The sequence below is a fragment of the Paradesulfitobacterium ferrireducens genome, assembly GCF_017310645.1.
GTDB lineage: Bacteria > Bacillota > Desulfitobacteriia > Desulfitobacteriales > Desulfitobacteriaceae > Paradesulfitobacterium > Paradesulfitobacterium ferrireducens.
This window is the reverse complement of sequence record NZ_JAFLRH010000027.1, coordinates 1-26,805: the sequence shown is the minus strand read 5'-3', so window position 1 is coordinate 26,805 and position 26,805 is coordinate 1. Positions and strand designations below refer to the sequence as shown.

Below are 26,805 nucleotides of genomic sequence, written 5' to 3'. Positions count from 1 at the left end.
GTGAGCTTTCGTAAGTTGAGCTCCATTTGCCGGAACTTGGGCTTACTTCCGGTTAAGGCATCCGCTTCTCCTTCCCAATAGGCCTGGATCCCACCCCAGCGGGATCCGTTTTTGCGGCTAGTTTCATCTACGCCGTTAATTTTCATGGAATTGGCGGCCGTACTTAAAGGAATTTTGTTGCACTTGCTGGCTAAGACGCCGGTTTCGTAGGTCCGTTTGAGTAGCTCCTTGGTAAAGTCCTCCTCGACCAAGAAACCGCCGTCGCTGCCTACGGACTCATTAAGGCCTGAAGCCGCTTTAATGGAGAGTCTGGGATCAATCGTCCCACCCGGTTTGGCCGCTTCCACGACGGCGCGCAGCTGCTCCCCAAAGGTTGCAAACTTCCTTTCATCCTTCGATTTGGGTTGAGCGTAAACCGGAGGATTGACCGGGGTATTCATCACGGTTTGACGATCCTCAATGGCTTTTTGGGCAGCAATGGTCTTTTCCAGGTCGTCAATTTCTGTTTGCAGAGCATCGAATTGGGCCTGTTCTTCCGTCGTCAAGCCTCTTTGGGCATCCAGGGCGGTCTGAATGAGGGTTTGTTGGGCATCAATTTTCTTTTTGAGTAGGGCTTTAAACATGGGCGAGTCGCCTCCTATTGATTTGAATTTGGGCTATATATAAGTCAACCGGCACTTGCCGAGTCTCCTGAGTAGTCGTTGGCGTGTCAACCAAAGCCGCAGCTTGCAGGGATGGCTGGAAGCGGGCGGAATCTTGACCTTCTCCGGTATCACCCAGCTGGTCGAGTACCTCGTTTAGTAAATCACTGGCCTGGCGGATCCGCTGTTCGTTGACCGAAGATAGGGTCCTCCCTTCGTTTTGCACACCCACCGATAGGGCATTCGCCACTTGCCCTTCCAGGTTGGGCGGGTTCCGGTACCGGCTGAGATCAAAGGTCAGTCCGTTCATGATGAGTTGTCCTGGACGCATCGCAGCTGCCAGTTGTTTCGACTTTTCAATTTCGTCGGCAAAACCGTAAGCGAGAGCCTCTTCGGCGGTCATCCAGGTTTCGGCATTGACCATTTCGATAATCTTCTCTTTCTCCAGTCCTGTTTTGGCTTCATAGGTAACTAAGATGCTCTCATCGATTTTGTCCATATCATCGGCCAGTTTCCGAAAGTCGTTGGCGTTTCCCAACCCATAGGTCCAGGCCTTGTGAATCATCATCATGGCGTTTTTCGGCATATACACCACATCGCCGGCCATGGCAATCACCGAAGCAATGCTGGCGGCGAGACCGTCCACGTAAACTTTCTTCGTAGCTTGATGGCGTTTGAGCATGGAGTAAATGGCAAGGCCAGCAAAAACATCCCCACCGCCACTGTTGATATAGATGTTTAACGTGCTGATGTCTCCGAGGTCATCGAGATCCTGTTTAAACTGCTTGGGAGTGACTTCATCACCCCACCAGGTGGAACTGGAGATATCCCCGTAGAGTAACAGCTCACCCTCCTTAACTTCGTTATCTTGTTTGGCTCGAAACTGCCAAAACTTCTGATTCTTTTTAGGCACTTTGTTCACCCCTTTCAGTGATGAATTTGTAAATTTCCTCGGCCATGGCTTTCATTTCATCCTGGACTTTCTGGGTGCCGGCTTCGATCATATTGGAAGGTGTCAAATAAATGTCGCCATTCGCAATGGGCGGCATGTTTTCGAGTTTGCGGATATCGTTGACACTGAGCCAGCCCCACTGTCTCCCGGTGGCATAAGCCGTAGCCCGGCTTTGAGCGTCCCCGCGCAGGAGATTTTCAATTTTAAACTCAATATAAAACCCCGCTCTTCTTTCCAGCGGGGATAACAGTTGCATGTTGATATTTTCTTCCCAGCGTTTGAACCACGGGAGCATGGTGTACATGACGAACTCCAGACTCTGATGCTCAATATTATTGTTCGTGGCCCGGTCAAGATTTTGTATCAAGTGAAGTGGTACCCGGTAAATCCGGGCAATGTCCTCAAGCTGAAACTTTTTACTCTCGATGAGCTGCGCGTCCGCGGGCTTAATCATGAGTTGGGTAAACTTCGCCCCGCCTTCCAGGATGATGGGTTTCCCGGTATTCGCAAGACCCTGATAACTCTTCGCAAAGTCCTTCTTCAAACGCTCATAGGCTTGCTCGGCAAGAGTGCCTGGATATTCTATCACCCCTGAGGAATTGGCCCCGTTTTTATAAAAGTTGGTTCCGAATCGCTCATAGGATAAGCCCAGCTTAATGGCCGAAGAAACATATTCGATGGGGGATAGTCCGATAACTCCATCCATACTAAGTCCTGAAATATGAAAAACTTGATCCCTTGGGAGATCCAGCTGTTTCGTCCCATCCCTGATTTTATAAACCAATTGGCTCGTGGTGGGATCCCGCGTGATGGTCACCTTGGGCCACTCATAAGGGTAGAGACCCACGAGATCGCCGTATTTGTTGACTAGCTTTTGACTGACAGAATTTCCACCGAGATTAAGGGCCACCATGCAGCTTTCTTTATAATTAAACGGCGACATTTCTTCGTTGGGCTGGTTATGAAGAACATCATAGACGGCTAAATCGTTGCGAGTCTCCCGGTCCCCATTTTCCTTCTTCCGATAAAGCATAACCGGGGTACCAGCGAGCGTTTCGGAAAGAACCCTGACACAAGCAAAAACAGCCGTGTATTTCATGGCTGTTTGGGAGTCGACCTGGCCTGGATGATTGATATCTGGCACGTCTTCCCCGGCAAGGAAACGCTGGATGTAATCATCGAAGCCTTGACTAAATAAGAATTTGGCCCGCTGTATGAAACGCAATTATTTATCACCCCATAAGTTCAAATATTTTCAAGGGCATAAAGATAGCCCATGCCGGTTGACATAGGCAAAGATGGTTTTTAGACTCATGTTAAAAACCTATGTAACAAAATAATTGGAATACATCGCAAATTATAATTGACAAATAAACATAGAACTCAGTATACTTGAAGTAGAGAACTTCAAATGTTTGTCGCTAACCGATATGCGACTAATAAAAGGTCGGTGTTCAAATGTTTGTCGCTAACCGATATGCGACTAATAAAAGGTCGGTGTTCAAATGTTTTTATCAAAGCTCTATCTTAATTTGATAGAGCTTTGATATTTAAGGAATGATTTTTTTGACAAATAATCAGGTCACCATTGGAAATTTTTACTTTATCGAAGATCAATATTTTGAAGATTTCCCGGATCCAAATCTAATGACTAATAAAAAAACTGTTAAAGGTGTTGAACATAATAGGCCATGTTTTTATTCTTTATTAGATAATAAAACAGGCATTATGTGGTTTATCCCCATTTCATCCCAAGTGGATAAATTTGAGCAAATTTATAATAAAAAACTAGAAAAATATAAAGAAGTAGATACAATTGTATTTGGATATGTTATGGGAAATAAAAGAGTATTCTTAATTCAGAGCATGTTCCCAATAACGTCCAAGTATATCATGAACGTGTATATAGATACAGCTACAATGCAACCAGTGGTTATAAATGAAAAATTAAGAGATGAGCTTAATAAAAAGGCAAATAAGGTTTTAAGCCTTCAGAGAAAAGGCTTTAGGCTTATTTTTCCCAATGTTTTAGCAATTGAAAGAATATTGATTGAAAATATGGAATCCATTGATCAAGCTGCTTCAAGTATTTCCTAATTATTTATATATAGAATTCAAGACCATTGAGAAGGAGCTCGTTTCGGCAATACCCAAGACATCCATATCCTCCACACACAAATGAAGCTCCAAACACACACAGGGGTAATGCGATGGGATTATAAATGTATAGAGATCGGTATTAGATACTTTCTTCTCAAGTTCTGCGCAAATTGGCAAATAAATTTGGATCTAAATTAATTGATGGTTCCGGTTTATCCGGGTTATGATAACAATAAATAGATTGAGTGGTTTCTTTTCGAACATATTTTGAAAAGCCACTCGTCATTTTCGGCGACCAAACTTAGAAGAGTGCCTTGCTTTGATCATAGAAACAGCCTCTTGCCCGCTAATCTTATCTTCGAGGTACCGTTTGCCGACTGCTTGGGCATGCGAACTTGGTATTAACCCTTCAAATGCCATTGATGCACGCACACTCGAAATCACTCGACTAGGCTTATAATTTACTCGAGTTTTTACCTTCAACTCAATCACCTCTTATTACCAGTATACTCAAATTTAAGATCAAAGACAATTTAAACTGAAGCATTTCTAAAGCACTAACATTCCTCGATGATCATAGATATTAGTCTTATTTTCGTTTCTTAAAACCCTGTCCAAGGCCATAATCAATGCTACCGCACCGTCAATACGCTCGGTGCTTTTTTCTTTGTCCGGTTTAATGTTTCCGGCGGGATCCGTTTTCACATAGATGTTATCCATCATCCAACGCAGCACTGGGTTCCCCCCATGGGCGATTTTTTTCTCCAGAGTTAGCTTCATTAATTCTTTCGAGGGCGGGGACATATCCTTGTATCCTTGGCCAAACGGCACCACCGTAAAACCCATACCCTCTAAGTTTTGCACCATCTGTACTGCACCCCAACGGTCAAAGGCGATTTCCTTAATGTTGTACTGTGTTCCCAGCTCCTCGATAAAGGTTTCGATGAAGCCATAATGGACCACATTGCCTTCCGTGGTTTTCAGAAAACCTTGCTTTTCCCAGATATCGTAAGGGACGTGGTCCCTTCGAACCCGGAGGTTTAAGTTATCTTCGGGAATCCAGAAATACGGAAGAATAATATACTTCTCATCCTCGGTTCTTGGCGGGAATACCAAAACCAAGGCCGTGATATCCGTGGTACTGGAAAGGTCCAGCCCGGCGAAGCACTCCTTGCCTCGCAGGGAGTCAATATTGATCGTAAAGGCGCACTCATCCCACTTTTCCATCGGCATCCAGCGAGTGGACTGTTTGACCCATTGATTGAGCCTTAGCTGCCGGAAGATATTCTCTTCCGCCGGATTTTCCTTCGCACTCAAATAGGCGTTTCTTACTTTGTCGATATCAATGGTATAACCGAGGGAGGGATTGGCCTTATACCAGTTCCGTTCGTCTCCCCAGTCATCGTTATCTTCAATTCCGTAAATAACGGGATAAAAGGTCGGATCGATTTTCCGACCTTCAAGAATATCCTGGGCCTTTTGGTGCTGCTCATAGCAGATGGAGTTTCGATCCGTACCGGCTGTGGTTATGAGGAAAAATAAAGGCTGAAGTCTAGCATCACCTGAGCCCTTGGTCATGACGTCAAATAAATCTCGGTTTGGCTGGGCATGTAGTTCGTCAAAGACAACCGCGTGAATGTTTAGTCCGTGCTTGGTATAAGCTTCAGCGGAAAGCACCTGGTAGAAACTGTTCGTCGGCTTATAGACAAGCCGTTTGACCGACAAGATTGGCTTGATTCTTTTCTTAAGAGCCGGGGACTGATCCACCATATCCACCGCTACATCGAATACTATGGATGCTTGCTGCCGATCCGAAGCGCAGCCGTAAACTTCCGCCCCCCATTCGCCATCTCCGCAGGTCATGTAAAGAGCTACTGCGGCTGCAAGCTCACTCTTTCCGTTCTTTTTAGGTATTTCGATATAAGCCGTGTTGTACTGGCGGTAGCCGTTTTCCTTGACCGTTCCAAAAATATCCCGGATGATTTTATCCTGCCAGGGGAATAAATCGAAAGGGATTCCCCGCCACTGCCCCTTGGTATGTTTCAAGCAGTTGATAAAATCAACCGCTCTCTGGGCTTTTGCCTCATCATACACTTTTCTTACCCCCGTTCAAGAGGATAAGCTCCATCGGATCAGTTACATCATTTGGTCCTGAATCAGCTACGATCCTGCTTCTTGCCGAAGGAGTAAGTCCAAATTGCTCACAAAACTTATGCATGATCTTCAGATAAGTTTGGGCGATGGATACCTGCGGCACCTGCTGCCAGTACCCAGATGGGGTTTTAACGATCGTGCCATGCTTGGAAATAAACTCCTCGGCTTCCTTCCACCGGGCATAGGCTTGGCAGTATCCCGCAAAGGCAGCCATATCCACTTCGGTGAGGATTCCGAGTTCCTCAAGCTGCTTCGCAGTTCTGCGCCACTCCTTCTTCGCCTCGGAGTCAAGCCAGGCAGGGCAGCGCGGGGCTTTGGCTTTAGGCTTGGGTTCCTTTGGATTGAGTTCTCGTTTACCGGGATTGCCTTCAAGCACTTTGATGGCCGTCGGTTTCGGCTTCCTTCCTCTGGGTGCCACAGGTATCACCTCCTCTCTGATGCGAAGTAGAAAAGAGCCTATCGCCGGATAGACTCTTGTTCTGGGATTCGTTTAGCCTTTGGTACCCTTATGGTGTAGCCCTTTTTAAGCTCTTCCCGTTTCCGCTTTAACCGCTTTGGCGTAGTCGCTGCGGGCCATTTCTTTTCCTTGCAAGCAACCGCTTCATTGCCTCCGGCTTACCTGTACTTCATTCTGATTTTCTCGAGGTAAGCGTCAATCTTCTCCGCATCGGGATCATACTGAGAAGCGCTGTTCCAAAACAGATCCAAATCTTCGATTAGATCCACGATTTGGAGGACATCCTCTTTGGCCTCCGCTTCCCCCAAGACGACTTCTTTTTCCCGGATGGTCATGAGGAGCCCTGTAATCATGGTTTGGTAGATTTCTTTATTCACCTTGGCCACCCGCCTTCCGAAAGGCAGAATTACCCTCAAGGTTCGCCAGTAAAACCTTGCGCGCGGTTTTATACTCCTGGCCGATCATGCCGAGCCTTAAAAGCCAGGTTCGAAAAGAGTATTTCGGGTTATCGGTAGCTGCGGGCTTCCAAGATGCGCGTTTTAGGTTCTGGGCGTTCGTATGGATGAGCGTGACCAAATCTGTATAGGCTTTGAGCTTATCGGGGTCTAATTCCCCTTCGTAGAATTGAAAGGTGATCGTCTTAAGGTCAAAATCAAAGGCTATTCCCGGACATTTCTCAGTCCCAACTTCATGCGCGATGCTCTCAAAATCCTGAAACACGGTCATTGCTTTTTCGTTCATGGCCTTGGTAAACTCCTCCTGGACAATCACCTGTTTGAGGTTGAAAGCCCGCTGAATCAGGTCCTGCTTGCTGGCAATCATGTTAATCAGATTTCGCAGGGTGTAAACCGTGTGTTCCCCCAGCGGGAGAACAACCTCCATGCGGTCAACGGGTGGCTCAGCTTCCGAAATACTGGCTTGGGGCCAAGTTTCTTCCAGGATTTCCGGTGCCTTGCCTGCGGCAGCCGCTGCGCTTTCGCCAGTTAGAATTTCTGCGAGTTCGACCTCTTGGCCTTCAGAATTTTTGATTTTCCCATCCCGGTCAATGGTGTACACTTCATCGCCTACTGTCACTTGATACGCAAAACTGGGTGCGCCCATGTACTTCGGCTTTTCTCCGGAGTGTTCCGCGAGCCGCTGTAACATTTCCTTTTTGTCCATGACCCATACCTCCTGTGTTTTGAGTAGTCTATCTATCACTCTAAACAGGAGATATAGCAAGTGAATATCCTCAGGAAAAACAGGTTTCTTATGGGATTTTCCGCCACAAGGCAAGCCGCTACGCCAGCATTTATCATTCTTCCATTGCGCTGTACCTTGAGTAATCGTATTCTTGGTTATTCCTCTCTGTCTTTCTCCGTCAATTCAATAATTAGCCTACCCACTTCTTCTTTCACCGTGATTTTATCCCCTATGTTAAAACCAAGGTTTTTGAGCCACTGCCCTTGAAGCCTTATACAGGGCTGGTATCTTGAACTTTGTCCGGGTGCTTCATAAACTTTCAGGGCTCGTTTTGACACGAAAACTCCTCCTTTGCTATTGGGTGTTCCATTCATCACTCATCAGCAAAGGATTATCAAGTTACCTGCTCAATGAATGAAGATAATTTTAGGCAACCGAAAAACACCGGAGCATCTCCGGTGCATGCGCTTCTCTCTAACGAATCGAAGGCTTAATATATTCCCTTTCTCCCTTGGTGGTCTTGGTTAGGCAAAAGTTTGGCGGAACAAGCAGTGATGCCAACCCACCAGTCGCCCGGCCGATAACCCCAAACGCGGCAGGCCTTACGCTTGGCTTCCGTTCCGTTCTTGGCCGGAACAATCAGTTCCCGGCCCCCTACATGGCGAACCTTGTAGTTCTTCATCTCAGGTGTTTCGTTTTTCATGGTTCGTACACTGCCTTTCCTTTATTTCCCTTTCGGTAGTGTACATGTTTGCTCTCACCGTCCGATAAGTCAAGTATTAGTTAGCTCCTGGCTGGAACTTCTTTAACCAGCTTAGAATAGGGAATCTTTTCTCCGTCTCTTTCAACAAATACGCCTTCATCAGAACCCGTAAACTCCACATACCGCCGCAAAGCAACGCTGGCGTATTTTTCATCGAGATCCATGCCGAAACAAATTCTGTCGGTCTGCTCACAGGCAATCATTGTCGAACCTGACCCGAGGAAGGTATCCATAACGATACCATTAACCTGGGAAGAATTTTTGATGGGATAAGCCAATAGGCCAATCGGTTTTTCCGTTGGATGGCTTTCGTTTTTCTTTGGCTTATCGTAATTCCATACTGTCGTTTCTGAGCGCCCAGTGTACCATTTATGCTTACCGCCTTTTAGCCATCCGAATAAAATCGGCTCGTGGATCCAGTTATAAGGGCTTCTCCCCAGAACAAGAGAATTTTTCTTCCAGATGCATACCCCACTTAAATGGAAACCCGCATCAACAAAAGCCTTTCTAAAGTTGAGGCCTTCCGTATCCGCATGAAAGACATAAATCGAAGCATCGGTAGCCATATTTTCGGCCATGTTTTTGAAGGCGGCCAAAATGAAGTTATAGAACTCTTCTCCTTTAAGATTGTCATTTTTTATCGTCAACCCTGTGCCGCCAGTATAGGAAACCCCATAAGGCAAGTCTGTTAACACAAGGTTAACCTTCCTGCCTGCTGTAAGTTTGGCAACATCTTCTGGGTTTGTGGCATCTCCACACATCAGTCTGTGCCTGCCAACTGTCCATATATCTCCCCGCTTGACAAAGGATGCCTCTTCCAAGGCCTTTGAGAGATCGAACTCATCGTCCTCTTGTACATCTTTATCGTGGACTTTACTAAACAACTGGTCAATTTCTGGCGGGTCAAAACCTGTAAACTTAAGATCAAAATCAGAGGCTTCCAGGTCTTTTAATAACTCAGCCAAGAGGTTCTCGTCCCATAATCCCCCAATTTTATTCAGGGCCACATTGAGAGCTTTTTCCTTGGTTTTGTCAATGTCGATAACCACACAGTCGATTTCCGTATAGCCTAAAGTTTTCAGCACGGTGATCCTCTGGTGACCGCCGATCACCGTTAAGTCATTGTTGACGATGACCGGATCCACATAACCGAATTCCCTTATGCTGTTTTTTATCTTCTCGAATTCTGGATCGCCCGGCTTCAGCTTCTTTCTCGGGTTATACTCAGCCGGGATGAGACTTTCGATTGACAGTTTTCTAAATTCCATCTTCATCACCATTCCAAAATCTTGATTTAATGTAGCAGTCGTGACTGCAATACTTTCGGCGCTTGTTGCCATAGCAGCTAAATTCTTTCTGGCAGGTCGGACAGGTGTATTTGTAGATGGCTTTCTCGCTCTTCGTTCGCTTGTCCGGATGGTCATTCCACCATTTTATCCGGCAGGCATCGGAGCAAAAACGCCGCGTTCGGCCACGTTCTCTTTGCTTGATCGGCTTATTGCAGCAGGCACAGAGAAGATTTTGCTTTTTCTTTTCCTCGACGTTGAGAGAAACTGTCTTGGCATCGCCGTCGAGGCCATTCCGTCTGCAATAACCTCTTACGCTGTCTCTTGACAGGCCCAGCACAGCGGCAATCGCCTTGTAGCCAACCCCTTTAAGCCTTAAATCAAGGATCTGCTCTTTTTCTAGGTCAGTCATCTGCTTCCACACCTTTCTGTGTAAGCGGTATTGCTAAAGGCAATAGAAAAACGCCTAAAACAGCGGGGGTTAACCCTGTTTGCAGGCGTTTTGGCGTTGCCTTTATTGTTCAAGAGATAAACCTTTAACCTCTCAGAACCTCTGGTCTTGCCAGGGGGGGGGCTATATTTTCTCCAAGAATACCTTTTCGCAATTAAGAATAAGCTCAAACCTTGATAGATACTGATTTAGGTGTCCCGAGATCACCCCGGCGGAGATCCCCCCTTGTTTAATTCTGCGAAAATTCGCGCGAAGGGGGCCGGCGGTCGTTTGTCAAGAGGTTTTAGAGATTTTATCCCCCCTAGGTTTAAAAAATATTTTTCTTAGTCTTAAAGCCTCAAACCCTTGCAAATAAAGGATTTTCTTCTTATCACAATCCTTAGTCACAATACACAAACCTAATGCTTACTTATCTTGACGGCTATTCTTGGTGTGATACCATCAATAAAAAAAAGGGGTAATATTTATGCAAAGCAAGAACGTCGACATTGTTTGGAAACGAATATCCGAAAACGCCGGAAAAGAATTTAGACAAATAAAAGGGAAACCATTCACCTATTCAGTGACGGGAAACACAGTTCACCTTGACTGTACTAATCGTTCTTTTACCAAGAAGACTATTGAGAGCGCATTGGAATTTGTTCCGCTTAACAATACAACTCCCATTCAGCATTTGCAGGCACCTTCCTATCTGTACGCAATTCTTATGGATGAAAGAATCCGGCAATCACTTTGGTAAGAGGCTTCGAAACTAATATCTATATTCTAAGTGCTGATCCTCCGTCCTGGTTTTCCGATCATGACACTTCTTGCAAAGGGACTGCCAGTTGCTCTCATCCCAGAACAATACCTGGTTACCTCGGTGAGGAACGATGTGGTCTACAACCGTGGCTTTCTCAAGCCGTCCGTTCTCAAGGCATTTCACGCAGAGTGGATGTGTCTTTAGGAACCTGGCTCTTGCTTGGCGCCAGCGACTATCGTATCCTTTTTCCTTTGTCCCTTTCACATCGTGGCGGTGCATTGATGCGTGTTCTGCACAGTACCGTGAACCGTAGGACACTAGCCTGGCACAGCCGGGCTGCTTGCATGGGGTGTCGGGCCTTTTCGGCATACACGCTCCTCCCTTCGTATGTACGGATGCGTGAGCGCAGGTTTTCTGGGCATTGAATCATCTCCGGGTAAAACAAAAGCCCACGCGGGATTTTTCCCGCGAAGGCTCTTGTGTATTGTCTTCGGCAATTATAAGACTAGCATAAGACGCAGGTATCATTCTATGCTTTTAGGTATCACGCTTGATAAGCCCGGCGCAAACCTCCAGTGCAGCATTGTGCATTTTATAAAGATGGTGGATGCTGTAGGACATATCCACTGCAATCTGCTCCCAGGGCTTGAAGCACAGGTAGCGTAGTTCCAGAATGGTCTGGTATTCCGGGTTGGAAACGGCTTTGATGATCGCGACAATTTCCCGCTTGAGGTCAACAAGGCTATCAATATCGGTATGGATTTCCGCCTCCAGATCCATGATTTTGCAGATGATGTCCTCCATACGGTGGGTGTTCCTTGTGCTGCTCGGCGGAACATCGCTGAGAGTGGATGTTGCTTTGGTAGCAAGTTCATGCAGCGAGGAGACCTGCTCAATCTTACTATTGATGCGCCGGTCGATACGATAGGCTTGGGACAGATAATCCTTCACAGAAAGTGTCTGCTTGTTCATAGGCTACCTCCGATTTAGAATCTAGTCTCGGTTTGGCAGCTTTTGACTCCATAGGTTGTCATTGATTTACAAACTCGCTTTGACCGCCTCGATTAAAGCCGACTGGGTGCTGTCTTTGTCTTTCAGAGCTTTCATGACCCGCTCGTCAATGGTGTCTTTGGCAATGATGTGGTGTATAACCACGGTGTCGGAGGTCTGCCCCTGCCGCCAGAGCCGGGCGTTGGTCTGTTGATAAAGCTCCAGGCTCCAGGTAAGGCCGAACCAGATGAGGGTGGATCCGCCACTTTGCAGATTCAGGCCGTGTCCGGCGGAAGCGGGATGAATGAGGGCGACGGGCAGTTCGCCGTTGTTCCAGCGCTTGATGCTGTCTGCCGTGTCAAGGCGGGAAAAGGGAATTTGCAGCTTGTGAAGCCGCCCGGAGATCCGCTCCAAATCGTGCCGGAACCAGTAAGCCACAAGGACAGCTTTGCCGTTGGCGGCTTCGATCAAGTCTTCCAAAGCGTCCAGCTTGCGGTTGTGAATGTTGACTACCGAACCGTCGTCAGCATAAACCGCGCCGTTTGCCATCTGAAGCAGCTTGTTCGCGAGGCTACCGGCGCTTCCGGCGTCTATTTCCCGACCCTCCAGCGCAAGTACCAGATCCCGCTTCATGGTATTGTAGGCTTTCCTCTCCCCGTCCGACAGGCGGACAGGGATTTCGTTTATCACGCACTTTGGCATTTGGAGATAGTCAACGCTCCTCATGCTGATGGTGATGTCGGAGATAAGGCGGTAAATCTCCTCCTCTGCACCCGGCAGCGGCTTGTAGCTGAACACTATCTGCTGATTGCGTTTGTCCGGGGTAAAAAAGCGGCTGCGGTAGTGAGTGATAAAACGCCCCAATCTCTGTCCCATATCGAGGATGCCGATTTCCGCCCACAAATCCATCAGTCCGTTACCGGACGGCGTGCCAGTCAGCCCTACGATGCGTTTTACCTTAGGACGAACACGTCGCAGTGCCTTGAACCGCTTGGAGCCATAGGCCTTGAAAGAAGAAAGCTCGTCGATTACCACCATGTCATAATCAAACGGCAGATTGCTTTTGTTTACGAGCCAGTCTACATTTTCGCGATTGATGAGATATACGTCGGCAGTCCGCACCAGCGCATTTCTGCGTTCCTGCTCCGTGCCGATTGCCACCGAGTAGGTCAGCCCTTTTAGATGATCCCATTTTTCGATTTCCGCCGGCCATGTATCTCTCGCTATCCGAAGCGGGGCGATAACCAATACCTTGCGAATCAGGAAGCTGTCTAGGCAGAGGTCGAATAGGGTGGTAAGGGTGATGACGCTTTTGCCGAGTCCCATATCGAGAAAGACGGCGGAGACGGGATGCTCCAGTATGAAATTCGTCGCATAGGTCTGGTAGTTATGAGGACTGTATTTCATCGAGTATCCCTCCAATCTGGTCCTCGCCGTCAATGCAGAATACCGAAAAGCCTAACGTTTCCAGTTGTCTTTTTCGCTTTTCCTGCAAGGGGCGGGGGCGCCGCCCGGGCGCTTTGAGTTCTATGAACGCTAGCTTTCCATCTGGTAAAAGCACCAGGCGGTCGGGCATTCCATCGCATCCAGGGCTTACGAATTTCAGCGCTATGCCTCCCATCGACTTTGCAGTCTTTATGAGTTTTGCTTCTATCGTTTTTTCCCTCATACGGTTCCTTTCCGCCTTTTCCTAGAGTTCCAAGTTCCAAGAGGTGCCAAGCTTTCCTATAAACCTATACGCGCGTATACGCGGGTACACACGATTGCTCTTTACCTATATCCATAATTCTTTATTTATATTGGAACTATGGAACTCATGGAAAAAGCATTGATATATCAAGGTTCTGAGTGGTTCTAAGACTGGGGCGTTGCAGTTCCATCCGCTATTCGCAGCCACACATACTGAGCGCCATAGCCCTTGATTTTCTTTTTCTGTCCGGAATACACCCAGCCGCCAATCTTTTGCATGATGAGCTTGATCTTGTAGCTGTCCGCCTGCCGCTCGAATCTGCCCCGGTCGTTGCCGAAGCACTCGCACCAGATTTCCATGTTGCTGACATACTCGCGCTTAATTTTGCCTTCCGGCCGCAATGGGTCGTCTGAGGAAAAGTAATGTTTCCGGCTGTATAAATCCATGTCATACCAGTCTTCCGGCAGGAGCATATCGAGGTACTCGCGCACCACGCCTTCGCGCTCATCAGCTTCCAGCGCCGCCGTCTGTTCCGCTTTGGCCTGCAGCGCGGCGTTTCCATCAAGATAGAGCTTTTCGCCCTGGGTCCAGTAGTTTTTTGCCTCCGCCCAGATCTGCGGCACATCTGCTTCGGGCAAATCCCAGCCCTTTTTGTCGCAGCCGTGGACGCGCACGACCCAGAAACGGCGGTTTCCCGTTGTATCGCGCAAGAATCCAGCGTTTTCCGCATTGGTCGAGCCGACCAGAATACACTGGCGGGGATGGCTCTCCACTGAGCGGCCGTATGAAGGTCTATACTGGTCGTCCTGCCTGGAGAGAAATCCCTTGATGTTGTTGACGTCCATTTTGGACAAACCGGCCAGTTCCGGAATTTCCACGATCCACACGCCCTGTATTTTTTCTGCGGCATCCTTGCCTTTGCCCATATCGGTAAAATTCAGGCTGTCTGAGAACCATTCGCCGGCAAGGCGTGCGAAGAAAGTGGACTTGCCCAGATCCGTCTGCCCGTTAAGCACCAGCATGGAGTCAAACTTGATGCCCGGCTGATAAATTCTGGCCACCGCGGCGCACAGGGTTTTGCGGGTAACACTCCGTGTGTATTCGTTGTCCTCTGCGCCGAAATATTTAACGAGCAGCGTTTCCACGCGCCCTACGCCATCCCATACGGGCAGGCCGTCGAGGTACTCTTGAATGGGATGGTAGGCGCGATCGTCCGCCGCTTTGGTCAGGGCAAGTTCATAGTTTCGGGCTGAGAAGGTGCCGTACCGTTTGTCGATGTAGGCAACAAGCTGCGCCGTGTCGGCGTCGCGCCAGGGCAGGTTTGGCCGATCCCAGGGCAGGTTCTCTGCGTAAATCTGATTGGCAAGGCGGTTATAACGGATGCCTTGCAGGTTCGGGTCGTTTTTCATGATGAGCAGCAGATTGCCGAGAGAGTTTTTAAGAACTGTGGAACGCGGCTCATATTCCAGTTTTTTCTCCCAGTCTGTCTCCTCCTCGGCAAATTCGGCGCTCGCCTGCGCCCGGCGTTCCTCGGCAAGCAGGAGCCTCACGCGCCCGTCGTTTGCAGCTAGTTCCGTCATCGCCTTGTACGAGGGCAGTTTGGTGACAGGTGTATCCTCCGGGAATTTGTCGTCAAGACTTCGGAACTTATGGAGCCTGACGAGGTCAAAGCCGCTGAACAGCTTCCCGCAGACCGGGTCGGTGGCGTGATGGCTGTAAGCGAACTTGCTGTTGTAGATGACCACGCCGGCGCTGCTGTCGGCGGGGATGTAGTCGTATCTGCCGTTTACCGCAGACGGCTCGTAGATGTCGGAGAGAAAGGTTTCGATTGCCTCCTCAACCGTATAAGCGCGGTTGAACGCGCCGATGATGCCAGGCTTGGTGAGCGGGTCGGCAGCTTCGGTCACGGCACTGCGGAGCACCTCGGACTGGCGACTGGAGCGCGGCCAGGTGGATTCGTCTTGCCAGTCGTCATAGCGAGAAAGATACACATCCGGGTCGAGCGGATTGCCGTCGTGTTTCGCGAAGAAAAACTCGCCGTTACTGGAAGTGGAAGGCCAGTACATCAGCCGGTGGGCCTCATATGTTGTGTCGTCGAACAGGTCGATGCCGATGTCCTTGGCCACCATACGGGCGACCGCCGGATATTCCGCTTCGCTGACCTCCCGCGTAAGCGGGATGGCAAGACGGATGCGGGGATGTTCCGGCGTGTGCTTGTGCGTGGAGTAAGCGCAGCAGCGGAAATCATGGAGCAGGATAAGCTCGTCCCAAATACCTGGCGTAGCATAGTCCATATCCAGCACAATCATGGAGCGGCAGAGAACAAAGCCCTTCTTGCGTCTACCTTCGCGCAGATGCCCGGCCACATAACCGCCCACATCCTTAAGGGCGTCCTGCTGCCCCTTTTTGAGCTGGCGATACTCTTCTATGGTTTCCGTGGTACGGATGGTCGTGCTGACGCGGGAGCAGAAATCCTCCCAGGAGATGTCGCTGTTCTTCCATTTCTTGTCCATGCGGCTGTTGCCGTAAGAAATCTTCATTCTAAGACCTCCTTGCAAGCGCTGCTAAAATACCGAATTGGTTTTCCTTTGTTCTTCGCTTTGGCGATTTCCCGCGACATGCCTTCGCTGATCGTATTGCCGAAGACCCATAACTCGTCGCATTTATCGAGTAGAATCAAGGCAAAGCGGATACCCTGTTCGCGCTGTTGTTTGTCTTCTTCATCCATAAACTGTGGGTAGAGCAGGTGCGGTGCAAGGGGGATCACTTTTTGACTGACTGCAAACCGGCAATAACCGCGCGCCCGTTCCGTATTGCGTTCTAGATCGCCGGCAAATGGCGAGGCGATGTAGACGAGAGGAAGTCGGGCTTTGGCGGCTCTTTCCTCTTTTTCCACAGCGGTTAAAGCTTCATAGGCGGTAGGGTCATAGTAGCCCTCCGCATTAAACTTGTTGATGCTCATAGGTCCGACCTCGCTTTCACGCTGTTTTTTCAAGCAGCTTCGTCTTATACCATTCCAGATAACGCTTACGTTGTTCGTAATCCGGAACGGCCACCAGCAAGCCGATATCTACCTTTTGCAGCGTATCAATCATTTTGATTTGCTCGTCCGTCAGATAAGGACGAATACTGCTGCCTTTTTCAAGGCCGTGTGCCTGCCTGAACTGCTTTGCCGACATCCCGGTAACAATGCGGTTGAGCATGTCGCACTCGTTGCTGAAGTGGTATGGTTTGGGGTTTTCATGCAGCAGCTTGATGTTTTCGGTCAGTAGCGGGAATTCCTTACGGGCGGTGACAAGCGTTTTGATAAACTGTTCCATCTCGTTAAAGCGGCGGATATACAGTTCCTTGTACTTCATGGCTTTTTGTCCTGTGTACCCCATAACCAGTATGGTGAAACCATCGCGGGTCATCACGTAACAAGGTTGTTTTTTGTTCTGTGAATTGGTGTAGGAGGATGGCTCAAAATTGAGCCGAACAAATTCTTCGCTCAATCCAGATTTGGAGTCAGTTATTCTGGTAATGTCACGCAGGACATTTTTGTGTTCCTTTTCGAAGTAGTGCGCCACATAAAGACTATCTACTCGTGCCGTATCCTTGGTATCAACAAAAACACCGTACTTATCCTTTGGGATTAATTCTCTCATCGGTTTCCCTCCCATCTTGTCTTGCTGCATTCCGAGCAGTAAACTGCTGTGCCGTAGAGGTCGCCCTCGCCGTCGTTGAACAGTTCCGCCAGGTCAATCCTGACCTCGCACCCGCATCCGGGACAGGTAGAGAACACATTGTCATCGTGGATTTCCACATTGATCTCAACCGAGTCGCCAATCTTTTCTCTTACATAGAACATATTTAACCCTCCATTCTTGAAGGCATCATTGCCTTCTACCATCCACAGGACAGGAAAGAGGTTTTTGAGTACCAAAGAGTTCAGATCACATTAAGTCTTGCAAAATCACCGAATAACTCTGCAGCCGCACGGTTGTATGCCTTTGCGGCATCGGATGCATTTTCAAAAAGCCCTAATGAATACTGTCTATGATTGAAATTAATAACTGCTCGCCATTTTCTTGTAGGTGAATGAAATGACACACCGCGATACCCCGATGTGTTGTCCGAGCGTATTTTTGCGTTGAAATCATTTTGTTGTTTGCGACATTCCCTAAGATTCTCATATCTGTTGTCTAGTGGATTACCGTTTTTGTGATCAACATACTCATCAGACTTTGGGTTCATAAGAAGGCGATGAATTTTTACTGTTTTTCCGTGAGTTCGGCTCATAAGGTATCCCGTGCCTTCGCGACACCAAGTGTATTGTTTGAGGATTTCTATTGCGTCTGTTGGCACCAGGGATATAGTGCCGTCACGGAGGATAAGTTTGGATACTTTCTCCTCGAGTACATATTGGTTTGTGTTTCGTTTCATTACCTCACTCCTTTTTGTAGTAATCACATTCAAACCCCTCTGCCTTAAGTAAAAGCCCCTTTGCCCAAGGCGGTGTATGGCTCATTTGTTGGCAGATAGCTTCAACTGTCACACGAGGGTCTGCTTGGATGATAATTTCGTCATGACAGTGCATCACGATAGAATAGTCTCGAAGCGCCTGCATGGCATAGCAGAGGATATCCCTGGAGATTGCCTGCACAATGTTCTCTACAAACTTGGGGCCGTAGCTTTCGATGCGTTCCCATTTTTTCGTCCCGCCCACGCCCTCGTAAGTCACACACTCCGAGCCGAACCGATTCTCGCCGATGCGCGGCTTCACATAGGCAAGTTTTCTGCCGGACGGGAGCGTGATAAAGAGCATCCCGCTCTGGTAAGTAAAGCGGATACCGTGTGTTTCCGGTGAAGTCCGCTCTCTGACCGCCGTCATCGCGGCGCAATCAACATCCCACCAGAGCCGCACGATGTTGGGGTTGGCGTTTCGCCACGCCTTCACCAGCGGCTGCAGTTCGTCCTCCGTAAGTCCCATCTCTAATGCGCCCATGGCTTTCAGCGCGCCGACGGCCCCCCCGTAGCCACAAGCGAGTTCTGCCTGTTTCGCTTTTTGTCTTAGAGGGCTTCCTTTGGTGACGGATTCGATAGGCACATGGAACATGCGAGCAGCTGTCGCCTCATAAATTTTTCCGTCTCCTGCGAAAACGTCCATTTTCCACTCTTCCCCTGCCAGCCAGGCAATGACCCGCGCTTCGATCGCTGAGAAGTCCGCCACAATTAGCTTACAGCCGGGTTTCGGTACAAAAGCCGTGCGGATCAGTTGCGACAACACCTCCGGCACGGAGTCGTAGAGCATTTCCAATGCCGCCAAGTCCCCGTTTTTCACAAGGCTTCGCGCCTGCTTAAGGTCCGGCATATGGTTCTGGGGCAGGTTCTGCACTTGTATTAATCTGCCGGCCCATCTGCCAGTGCGGTTAGCGCCGTAGAATTGGAACATCCCACGGGCGCGTCCATCTGCGCATACCACGTTCTCCATCGCCTGATACTTCTTGACCGAGGATTTGGCCAGCTGTTGGCGGAGCGACAACACTTCGCCGAGCGGTTTCGGCGCTGTTTTCAGAAGTTCCGCTACCGCTTTCTTGCCAAGGGTGTCGGTTTCCAGGCCGTTATCGGCAAGCCATTGTTTCATCTGCGCCACCGAGTTGGGATTCTCTAATTCCGTGAGTTCGCGCATCAGGCGTGTAAGTTCGGCACGTGAGCGTTGATCGGCATCCATAGCGCGGTGCACGAGTTCCCTATCCAAGGCTACGCCCCGGTCGTTGATCTCTTGGTCGAGGTGGTATTCCGTCCAAACGCTCTCCGGCACAGGAAACTTCGCCAGCTTTTCCTGAATGGCCATCTCGGTTTCCACATCGCGGCGGTTGTAAGCCTTGAATGCTGTCCACTTATCCGGGGCATCGGTTGGCCGATTGCGAGTGCGACCGCCGTTGGCGGCGGTAGGTTGGCATGGTTGGCAGAAGTAGCGGATAAGGTCCTTGCCCTCCCTGAGCTTCTGCTTTTCCAGGCCCAGTACCGCCCCTACCCCTTCCAGGGAGAGGGGCAGCCCCATGTATGCCGACCAGACCATAGAACAGCGCCACGACTGGGGGCTAAGATACTGGCCTGTGGGTAGCCCCAGCCATTTGGATAAACAGATGCGTTCAAATTGGGCGTTGAAGGCCCATTTAACAACCGTATCGTCTGTCAGGGCGGCAAGGACCTCGGGCGGGAGCTGTTCTCCCGCCGTAAAGTCCACAACTTGAACAGCAGCACCGTCCACGCTGTATCCAAACAAGAGGATTTCAAAATCCGGCGCCTCGCAGTAGCGGTAGGTACCTGATTTCGTCAAATCCATGGATGAGAACGTTTCTATATCCACGGACAATTGCTTTATTGCCGCAGGGGGAGCAGCATTTGCTCCCTCTGCGGTTATTTGCCTGGCCCTCACGACAGGAAATCCTCGTCGGGGTCTGTAGCAAAGTCGTCTTCCGGTCTGGATTTGCCTCCGAGCGGTTCGCCGTCGCGGATTTTCTGTAGGTTGTTGAGCCCGCAGGCAATGCCCCGGCTTCCGTTACTGTTAAAGGCATATAGGTTTATACTTGCTCTGCCGTAGACGCCGCTGTAAACCTCGGAGCGATTGAGGATGGGTTGACGATCGGCATCCACAATGCCAGGCGCGGTTGCGGAGTTGGCATTGATGAAGTAGGCATTGGCATAGGCGGGATCGTCCGGCCGTTCGATGTCCCCGTCACGCAGGGGGTCTTGATAGCGGCAAGGGGCGGTACGGTTCTGCCGTTGCCTTTCAGTTTGGCTTCGCCCTCACGGTAGGCGGCTTCTATGGCAGCCTTGATTTTGGCCACGGTACGGGTGTCGGACTTGGGGATGATGAGGCTGACGCTATACTTAGGTGTGCCGCCATTAATTGCTTTTGGCTCCCAGACATTAGCAAAAGACCAACGAGTTTCAGGGCCGGTAATAACTTTCATCGGATTGCTGTTGACTTTGTTTGCGTTGTTAGGCATACGATTTTCCTCCTTAAAATTCACTGAAGTCTTGTTGAGCGGCATGGATTGCCGGACGTTTGTCACACTCCGGCACGAGCGTTGGTTTGCCCGACGGTTTTTCAACATAGTCGCCGAGGATTTCCTCGAAGCGCTTCTTTCCGAGCAGCGAGGTCATGGCGGTAATCCCCAGAACCTTGCGTTCATATGGGTCATAACCGGCCGCGCTGACAGCCGCGGCGACTGCTGCTTCATCCGTGTATTTGCGGTTGGAACGGCCTTCGACCAACTTATAATTCTTCCACTGCTTGCCGCCGATGGCCGCCTGCAGAGCGTAGTCCTTGATGTCGCTAGCCCATGAGACTAAGTCATCGATTTTCCCGAGGATATCCTCAACCTCGTCATCCTCCAGCAGTGGAGGAAGCTCGAAGTCGTATCGGGCAAGTTCCAGGCTGCGTTCGGCTCTGGCACGACACGCGTGCTTGACCTTGCAAAACTGACAATGTTCTCCCGCAGAAAACTCACCCTTCCCGGCGTAGGCAAGTTCGGCTGCTGGTTTCAGGACTTCCTCCGCCCATTGGTACAGGGATTCCTTGAACACCGTGTGGGTGGACACGTTATCGCGTCGGGGCTGGTAGATGGTCATGGAAACTGTATTGATGTCGTAGATTCCGTCGAAGATTTCCAAGGCACCTAGCGCATACAGCTTCATCTGCGGATTGTCCTCCGCTTCCACCAGTACCCCTTGCCCGTGCTTGTAGTCCACGATGTTAAATGTTCCGTCTGCGATAATCACGCAATCGCCGGTGCCGAAACCGTCCTTGACATACCTGGAGAAGTCGAGCCGCTGTTCGATAAGAACAACAGGGTCGGAGCAGCTTTGCTTGGCCGTTTCCACCAGTTCGAGGACATAGGCGGCGTAGCCGTTGGCGCAGTCCTCCATCTCCGCGTTGTAGTAGGTAAGGTCGGCGGTGGGGTCTTTTGTGCGGATGCCGAGCGCGGTCTTAAGCTTGTACTCGCAGAGTGTGTGGGCGTCCGTGCCTTCGGCGGCATAGTCGTTGCCTTTGTCCTCGTAACTCTCGCAGAGCCTGGCGGAAGGCGGGCAGTTGAGCCACCTATGAGCAGAGGAAGCCGAAAGAAGCGCATGTTTACCCATTTCCCAGCACCTCGGCTTCCGCAAGCAGTGCGGGGTATTCCGCCGGGTTGATTTCCGACAACTTCGCGGCACCATGCTTTTCCAGGAGCGCCCGCACCTCGGCGGTATGACCTGCTCGGCTTTTTTCTGCAAGCACTGCTCTGACCGCCTCAAGGGTGAGAGGTTTTTCCTCCGGCCCAGGGGCTTCCGCTTTCGACTGATCCGCTATCCGATCATTCTCATCGCCGCTGAACCAGCCAGCCAGCGACTCCGATATGGAGATCAGCGCTTCGCCACAGCGCTTCAGTTCCGTTACCGCAAGGGATAATTCACTCATCTTGCTCATCTGTTTTCCCTCCTTCCATTTCTTGCTTGTCCTGTCGTGAAAGCGTGCTCAGCTTCCGGGCCAGGCGTTTTGACACCACGCTGATCGCCGTAAGGACATCTGCCAGTTCCTCGTCCAAGGCAGAGTCGCGGCATTCGGTGTCGGTTTGTTTTGCCTGTGTTTGCATTTTTAAACCTCCGTTCCGAGGGCGGTTTTTCTTCCCTCACCATCCACAGGACAGAAGATGGAAGGTTGAGTACCGGTTTAGAAAAATTCTTTTTTGATGTTGCCCTCTGATATCCACAGGACACTCGAGGGCGTTTTGAGTACCGAAATCAGATAAAATCTTTCAGGCGTTCCCGCAACTGGGCAAACAACTTGGTTTTCCTTTTGTTTATTGCTTTCTGAGATAGTCCAATGTCGGCGGCAATTTCTCGCTCCGATTTGCCGATGCCGAAAAGTTCCATGATTCTGCGGTTGTCCGGGTCCAGTTCCTCCAAGGCGGCGTACAATTCTTCGAGGAGCAGCTTGTCCGCAACCAGCTCAGCAATATCCACGGGGTCGGCTACTTCAAAGCCCTCTTCGGTGAACTTGTCCAGCGATAGAACACTGCCTGTCCGCTCTATTGGCGGCAATCCTTTTTTCGCCCGCTCTAAATCGCAAACACGACAGCTCTTGGTGCAGCGGTTGCCGTTTTCATCACGGCAGCGTTTTTCCCGTTCCTTGCGTTTGCGTTCCGCCCATGCCGGACGCTTGAAGGCTCGGTAGACTTCTTTGGTGACGGGGATTTGCTGTTCGGCGATTGGGATGTAACATGGTGTGATTGTCTGCTGATTGTCATTGATTTGCATAAAAAGAGCCCTTTCCCGACGAGAAAAGGGCATGATAATCAGCCAAAAAACTCGCCGTTTTTTTAAACGGGAGCCTTTCGGCTTGTCCAGATACTGATTTTTGCTATTAACTTGTTACTTGAGATGCAGCAATGTCACCGAGATGTTCAGTTTGTCCTCCGCATTCATGGCAACTCCGGTTACGCAGTTTTTTAAAATTTCGATGGCCTTGTTGTCTGTGCTAATATCACCTGCTTATGGTCCAGTTTTCGACTTTGTTTATAACTGTGACTCCTCCCTTCCATATCCATAGTCGTTTGCGTTTGCAAATCATTAATTGACTGTAACAGCAAGGTAAAATACAATATTAAAGTAAATGGAAATTTCTACATCACACACCTGTCGACTTGAATAATACCTTGGGTTCTCGAAAATTGGATTTACGTGCAATTTGAACAAAATTTATATAAATTTTCAGAACGGAGGCATCGTGATGAGCGGTCAATCCTTGTGTATTCGCACTTTCGCGGAAGTAATTCGAGGACGGATGAACAAAAAGGCCCAAATAAAAAACTTCGACACGGAAAAGAAATTGTTCCAATCCGATGCCGAAGCAAAGCGAAAGAATAATGAAATAGATTTGTCCCAAGTATATGCATTCTACAAACTACTTCTCGACGCTGTTGTTTACATAGCTTTAGGCAACGGTGAAGAGGGGATACCCGACATTAATCCGTCAATGACTTCTCAACTTAAAAACGGCGAATGGGAAATCAACCAAAAGATTAAGGAAATCGCGCAGCGTAAAGAAGCGAAGAAAATAATATCCGGATATTTTGAAGCGAATTTAATACCCAACATTCCAAACAGTGTTCGTCCGAGCGTTCTTGATGATATTGACACTCTCGTTAGAGATTCATCGGATATTAAAAGGAGAAAGCGGGATTCATTGAAACAGGCATACCAGCAAAGAAAGAGCGATGCCTTATATTTAGCCGAGGTATACCTACTTGCGCTCTGTAACGGGACTAACAAAAAAGACGACAACCAATCGCAGCCAAAGACTGCCGCTAAAAAGAAAAAAAGTGATGACCCATTCGAAAAACTAGACACAATTGATGCTTTAATTCGTGATCTCCCTGCACCGAAAAAGATTGACCCGCCTGCACAGCCATTAAAAGAGGAACAACCATATATCAGCGAACTGTACGCTGCTTACGGCGACAAAGAAGGTATAGCTGACTTCTGCGAGTCACACCTGGCCCAATTTGATGAGTACCAAGAGGATAGAAATGAGCGCCGTATAGATTATTTTGCGGCAGATTCTATTCGACGCGGTGTAAGCGAACTATATTCAGGTAAATACGCAAACCAGTTTAATGTTCTTAAGGACGAAACATTCGCCGGAGTCAATAATACAGCACGAAAATCTTTCCCCAACGGTTATGAAAGGATGCTTAACGTTATGGAGCAAGCGGTAATTATTCAAGTCAATCAATACATATTAAGCCGCTCACCGCACTGGATAAGTAACAGGATAAAAAAGGGTGTATGTCATTTCTTGGTCAACGACAACAAACTTAAATGGGTGAAACGATGAACGCTCTTTTAGGATCAGATTTTGAGACCTCGCTCAGAATATTGATACTTTTGGAGGCTGCGCACAAAAAACCACTTAATGTAGAGGAGATTGCCGCGCTTGACTTCATCACCGTGTACTCCTCCGATTTCGGTATAACAGACTCCAATTTGCACGGTGAAAATAAATATAGGTTTGGGGAATATGCATCAAGCCGTGAATTGATAAAGTGCGCTATAAAACGGCTTGTACTGGACGGACTAATTAACGTGTCGCAGACGGCGAAGGGTTTTGAATATACCCTTAACCAAAACGGTCTGGAATTTATGTTAAGTCTGAATAGCGAATACGCTGATGCCTATTATGAAACGGCGACGCAGGTTCTGATTAAAACACGAGGTAAATCTGGTAGGGCACTTAGTGAAATGATCAACAGGTGCACTATAGCGTCTCTTGGGGGAGGATAATGCTATGGCAGGGTTCTTCATTGAAAGGCTGGTTGTAACTGGCAGGGGGAAAAAACCATCTACTATTGAGTTCAGTGATGGGCTGAACTTTATTGTGGGTCCGTCGAATACTGGCAAAAGCTATATTGTCGAGTGTATTGATTATCTTTTTGGGTTTGAACCGAGAAAAAATAAACCATTCCGTTTTGATCCGGACCTCGGATACGATAAATTTAAGCTGTTCACGCGGACCCCTAACGGAACGGTTATCTTTGAACGTAGATTAGGCGAAAATAAGATAACACTGTCTGGCACAGACCCGAATTTTGAGCATAGAGCTTATAGCCTTGGACACACTGCAAAATACAATATTAGCAGTGTATGGCTTCAAATGATTGGTATAAATGAGCCACATCAGATTCTAGCAACAAAGGCTGGCAAGGTGCAGCAACTTACTTGGCGGAATATGTTACCTATGTTCTTCATCAAACAGGAGCATATCGCTCGGACATCGTCTGTCCTTATTAATCCGTCCGTTATGCCAAGTATGGCTGAAACTGCTTCGAAAGCAACGGTTCTATTTCTAATGACCGGCATGGATGCCGATAGTAATGAGGTTGTAGAAGACAAAAAAATTCGGACTGCAAAGCGCAATGCTGTAATTGACTATATCAAAAGCACCGTAGGTAGGTTTGCACAGCGCGAAGGCGAACTTCTTGAGATGCAACGCAGATTGGAGGCAAATAGCCTAGTTTTCGCAGGATACACATTTGATGATTTTAGCACCGAGATAGATAACATTACCCGTGAAATAGAGGAACTGCAAGGAAGAATCAATAGCAATATTGAGCAGAGTAAATGGCTAATGAGCGAGATATATGCAAATAACGGTCGACTTACCGAGTGCGATACGCTTGCTGACCGTTTTACGGCACTTCGTAGTCAGTACCTATCAGATATTAAGCGCCTAGAGTTTGTGGTTGACGGCAATTTAGCACACTCGCTTTTGCCTATACCTGAGCGCTGCCCGTTTTGTGACAGCGAAGTTCAGGTATCTGGTGATTCTTCGTACATTGATGCCGCGCGGGCCGAATTGCAGCACATCCGTGTTCACTTGACGGAATTAGAGAAAGCCGAACGTGATATAGCAGAAAAACGAGTATCTATTGGGTCTATTATTAAAGAGCTTGAAAATAGAAAGCGCAGTATTGATACTGGCGTTTCATTGGAATTGAAGCCGCGGTTGACCGAGCTAAAGGAAAAATTGAGTATGTACCGATATATTGTGGAACTCAACAAGGAACTGGAGGTCATTCAAAATGAAGAGCGAACATTTAACAAAGAACTAACTGAAAAAGAAACTGAGCCGGAACCAGCCGAAATTAAGTATGACATAGACCACTTCTTCGATTCCAATACCTTACAGGCTTTTGGAGAAAAACTGATAGCCATTCTTAAAGCTTGCCATTACGAGGGTGCTGGTTCTGCCCGCTTGAATATGAACACCTTTGATTTAGAGGTGGGTGGCAGAGAAAAAGCACTTTCTAATGGCGGTGGTTATTGCGGATTCCTTAATACCGTTCTTGCTCTCACCCTGGTCGAGTATTTAGCAGAATATGGAGAATATTCGCCCGGACTTCTTGTTGTCGATTCTCCGCTGAGTCAGCTTTCCGAATCCGAGTTTAAGGGAGATACAATGAAGGCAGGGCTTCTTGAGTACCTGCTCTCAATATATAATGATAAAGGCAAGTCGAATGCAACTACCTCTGCCACACAGATTATCATAATCGAACAGAAAGAAAAGCTGCCTATGTTGGACTCGGTTATCGGGAACGCATCGCATGTTAAAGTTATTGAATTCACGCATGATAAGAATCACGGACGTTATGGGTTTCTGGAGGGTGTATTTGAGTATGAATAGACGAGCCTAGCTCTGCTCCTTACTTGTTATATTAAGCATAATCAATCTGCCCCGGAGCGGGGTGCAAGACTGCGGTAAAAGTCAAGTAATTTACCGAAAAAATATAGGAAGGTGATTTCCATGATTTAGTTGATTTTTAGAAAAAAGGGTACACTAAATAAACCCTCCATCTACAAAAGGTAAT

General features: G+C 48.6%; 29 protein-coding genes and 1 pseudogene. 4 read left to right on the top strand and 26 right to left on the bottom strand.

Annotation, left to right across the window (positions count from 1 at the left end; genetic code table 11):
- The 3 genes from J0X21_RS10455 to J0X21_RS10445 form a co-directional block, all read right to left on the bottom strand.
- Positions 1-623: phage major capsid protein (locus J0X21_RS10455; RefSeq protein ID WP_206812152.1), on the bottom strand; the 623-nt coding region annotated here is incomplete at its 3' end.
- Entirely contained in the window at positions 616-1,554 is a 939-nt protein-coding gene (locus tag J0X21_RS10450; RefSeq protein ID WP_206812151.1) for a head maturation protease, ClpP-related, read from the bottom strand. The genes J0X21_RS10450 and J0X21_RS10455, both read right to left, overlap by 8 nt.
- Positions 1,547-2,818: a phage portal protein gene (locus tag J0X21_RS10445; protein WP_206812150.1), complete on the bottom strand. Its 1,272-nt coding sequence runs from the start codon at positions 2,816-2,818 to the stop codon at positions 1,547-1,549. Before J0X21_RS10445 ends, J0X21_RS10450 begins: the two co-directional genes overlap by 8 nt.
- A gap of 341 nt (positions 2,819-3,159) precedes the next feature.
- Here J0X21_RS10445 and cptIN point away from each other — a divergent pair, with 341 nt between their 5' ends.
- Positions 3,160-3,690, top strand: coding sequence for a type III toxin-antitoxin system CptIN family toxin (cptIN, locus tag J0X21_RS10440; RefSeq protein ID WP_236006203.1), 531 nt, complete (start codon positions 3,160-3,162; stop codon positions 3,688-3,690).
- Positions 3,691-4,242: 552 nt separating this feature from the next.
- Here the strand turns inward: cptIN and J0X21_RS10435 are convergent.
- The 23 genes and pseudogenes from J0X21_RS10435 to J0X21_RS10325 all read right to left on the bottom strand — a co-directional run bounded on the left by J0X21_RS10435 (position 4,243) and on the right by J0X21_RS10325 (position 22,696).
- A complete protein-coding gene (locus J0X21_RS10435) occupies positions 4,243-5,787 on the bottom strand; it encodes a terminase large subunit (protein ID WP_206812148.1) in 1,545 nt (514 codons plus the stop codon).
- Positions 5,780-6,265: a phage terminase small subunit P27 family gene (locus J0X21_RS10430; protein WP_206812147.1), complete on the bottom strand. Its 486-nt coding sequence runs from the start codon at positions 6,263-6,265 to the stop codon at positions 5,780-5,782. The genes J0X21_RS10435 and J0X21_RS10430 overlap by 8 nt, the downstream gene beginning before the upstream one ends.
- Before the next feature lie 197 nt (positions 6,266-6,462).
- A complete protein-coding gene (locus J0X21_RS10425; RefSeq protein WP_206812146.1) occupies positions 6,463-6,681 on the bottom strand; it encodes a hypothetical protein in 219 nt (72 codons plus the stop codon).
- On the bottom strand, positions 6,674-7,465 hold the full coding sequence (locus J0X21_RS10420; protein ID WP_206812145.1) for a virulence-related protein: 792 nt from the start codon (positions 7,463-7,465) through the stop codon (positions 6,674-6,676). The genes J0X21_RS10425 and J0X21_RS10420 overlap by 8 nt, the downstream gene beginning before the upstream one ends.
- Before the next feature lie 176 nt (positions 7,466-7,641).
- On the bottom strand, positions 7,642-7,824 hold the full coding sequence (locus J0X21_RS10415) for a SymE family type I addiction module toxin (RefSeq protein ID WP_328812716.1): 183 nt from the start codon (positions 7,822-7,824) through the stop codon (positions 7,642-7,644).
- Between the two features lie 152 nt (positions 7,825-7,976).
- The gene (locus tag J0X21_RS10410; protein WP_206812143.1) at positions 7,977-8,189 is read right to left on the bottom strand and encodes a hypothetical protein; all 213 of its coding nucleotides are present in this window, start codon (positions 8,187-8,189) and stop codon (positions 7,977-7,979) included.
- 80 nt (positions 8,190-8,269) lie between these two features.
- A complete protein-coding gene (locus J0X21_RS10405) occupies positions 8,270-9,517 on the bottom strand; it encodes a site-specific DNA-methyltransferase (RefSeq protein WP_206812142.1) in 1,248 nt (415 codons plus the stop codon).
- Positions 9,507-9,947, bottom strand: a complete 441-nt coding sequence (locus J0X21_RS10400) for a helix-turn-helix domain-containing protein (RefSeq protein ID WP_206812141.1) — start codon at positions 9,945-9,947, stop codon at positions 9,507-9,509. Before J0X21_RS10400 ends, J0X21_RS10405 begins: the two co-directional genes overlap by 11 nt.
- Positions 9,948-10,737: 790 nt before the next feature.
- Entirely contained in the window at positions 10,738-11,007 is a 270-nt protein-coding gene (locus J0X21_RS10395; protein ID WP_328812721.1) for an HNH endonuclease, read from the bottom strand.
- Between the two features lie 258 nt (positions 11,008-11,265).
- Positions 11,266-11,700 carry a DUF1492 domain-containing protein gene (locus tag J0X21_RS10390; protein ID WP_206812139.1) on the bottom strand — a complete coding sequence of 145 codons (435 nt, stop codon included), beginning with the start codon at positions 11,698-11,700 and terminating at the stop codon, positions 11,266-11,268.
- A gap of 66 nt (positions 11,701-11,766) precedes the next feature.
- Positions 11,767-13,125: a DEAD/DEAH box helicase gene (locus J0X21_RS10385; protein WP_206812138.1), complete on the bottom strand. Its 1,359-nt coding sequence runs from the start codon at positions 13,123-13,125 to the stop codon at positions 11,767-11,769.
- Positions 13,106-13,387 carry a VRR-NUC domain-containing protein gene (locus tag J0X21_RS10380; protein ID WP_206812137.1) on the bottom strand — a complete coding sequence of 94 codons (282 nt, stop codon included), beginning with the start codon at positions 13,385-13,387 and terminating at the stop codon, positions 13,106-13,108. Before J0X21_RS10380 ends, J0X21_RS10385 begins: the two co-directional genes overlap by 20 nt.
- A 185-nt stretch (positions 13,388-13,572) precedes the next feature.
- The gene (locus J0X21_RS10375; RefSeq protein WP_206812136.1) at positions 13,573-15,948 is read right to left on the bottom strand and encodes a virulence-associated E family protein; all 2,376 of its coding nucleotides are present in this window, start codon (positions 15,946-15,948) and stop codon (positions 13,573-13,575) included.
- Positions 15,945-16,370, bottom strand: a complete 426-nt coding sequence (locus J0X21_RS10370; protein WP_206812135.1) for a DUF7768 domain-containing protein — start codon at positions 16,368-16,370, stop codon at positions 15,945-15,947. Before J0X21_RS10370 ends, J0X21_RS10375 begins: the two co-directional genes overlap by 4 nt.
- A gap of 16 nt (positions 16,371-16,386) precedes the next feature.
- Positions 16,387-17,055, bottom strand: a complete 669-nt coding sequence (locus tag J0X21_RS10365; protein ID WP_206812134.1) for a Rha family transcriptional regulator — start codon at positions 17,053-17,055, stop codon at positions 16,387-16,389.
- Positions 17,052-17,258, bottom strand: a complete 207-nt coding sequence (locus tag J0X21_RS10360) for a hypothetical protein (RefSeq protein ID WP_206812133.1) — start codon at positions 17,256-17,258, stop codon at positions 17,052-17,054. The genes J0X21_RS10365 and J0X21_RS10360 overlap by 4 nt, the downstream gene beginning before the upstream one ends.
- A gap of 80 nt (positions 17,259-17,338) precedes the next feature.
- Positions 17,339-17,833, bottom strand: a complete 495-nt coding sequence (locus tag J0X21_RS10355) for an HNH endonuclease (RefSeq protein ID WP_206812132.1) — start codon at positions 17,831-17,833, stop codon at positions 17,339-17,341.
- Between the two features lie 4 nt (positions 17,834-17,837).
- A complete protein-coding gene (locus J0X21_RS10350) occupies positions 17,838-19,778 on the bottom strand; it encodes a DNA polymerase (RefSeq protein WP_206812153.1) in 1,941 nt (646 codons plus the stop codon).
- A 50-nt stretch (positions 19,779-19,828) separates the two neighbouring features.
- Positions 19,829-20,406: pseudogene (locus J0X21_RS10345) on the bottom strand (DUF2815 family protein).
- Positions 20,407-20,419: 13 nt separating this feature from the next.
- Positions 20,420-21,541, bottom strand: coding sequence for a DUF2800 domain-containing protein (locus tag J0X21_RS10340; RefSeq protein ID WP_206812131.1), 1,122 nt, complete (start codon positions 21,539-21,541; stop codon positions 20,420-20,422).
- Complete coding sequence (locus J0X21_RS10335; protein ID WP_206812130.1) at positions 21,534-21,866, bottom strand: DNA ligase; 333 nt, start codon at positions 21,864-21,866, stop codon at positions 21,534-21,536. The genes J0X21_RS10340 and J0X21_RS10335 overlap by 8 nt, the downstream gene beginning before the upstream one ends.
- Positions 21,850-22,032: a hypothetical protein gene (locus tag J0X21_RS10330; protein ID WP_206812129.1), complete on the bottom strand. Its 183-nt coding sequence runs from the start codon at positions 22,030-22,032 to the stop codon at positions 21,850-21,852. The genes J0X21_RS10335 and J0X21_RS10330 overlap by 17 nt, the downstream gene beginning before the upstream one ends.
- A gap of 148 nt (positions 22,033-22,180) precedes the next feature.
- Positions 22,181-22,696: a sigma factor-like helix-turn-helix DNA-binding protein gene (locus tag J0X21_RS10325; RefSeq protein WP_206812128.1), complete on the bottom strand. Its 516-nt coding sequence runs from the start codon at positions 22,694-22,696 to the stop codon at positions 22,181-22,183.
- 472 nt (positions 22,697-23,168) lie between these two features.
- On the opposite strand from J0X21_RS10325, the gene J0X21_RS10320 reads away from it, so the two are divergent.
- Genes J0X21_RS10320 through J0X21_RS10310 form a run of 3 tightly spaced genes read left to right on the top strand, consistent with a single transcriptional unit; the run spans position 23,169 to position 26,621 of the window.
- Entirely contained in the window at positions 23,169-24,275 is a 1,107-nt protein-coding gene (locus J0X21_RS10320; protein ID WP_206812127.1) for an ABC-three component system protein, read from the top strand.
- Positions 24,272-24,721 (top strand): ABC-three component system middle component 2, encoded by a 450-nt coding sequence (locus J0X21_RS10315; protein ID WP_206812126.1) that lies wholly within the window; start codon positions 24,272-24,274, stop codon positions 24,719-24,721. Before J0X21_RS10320 ends, J0X21_RS10315 begins: the two co-directional genes overlap by 4 nt.
- Positions 24,722-24,725: 4 nt before the next feature.
- A complete protein-coding gene (locus J0X21_RS10310; RefSeq protein WP_206812125.1) occupies positions 24,726-26,621 on the top strand; it encodes an SMC family protein in 1,896 nt (631 codons plus the stop codon).
- Positions 26,622-26,805 lie beyond the last annotated feature (184 nt).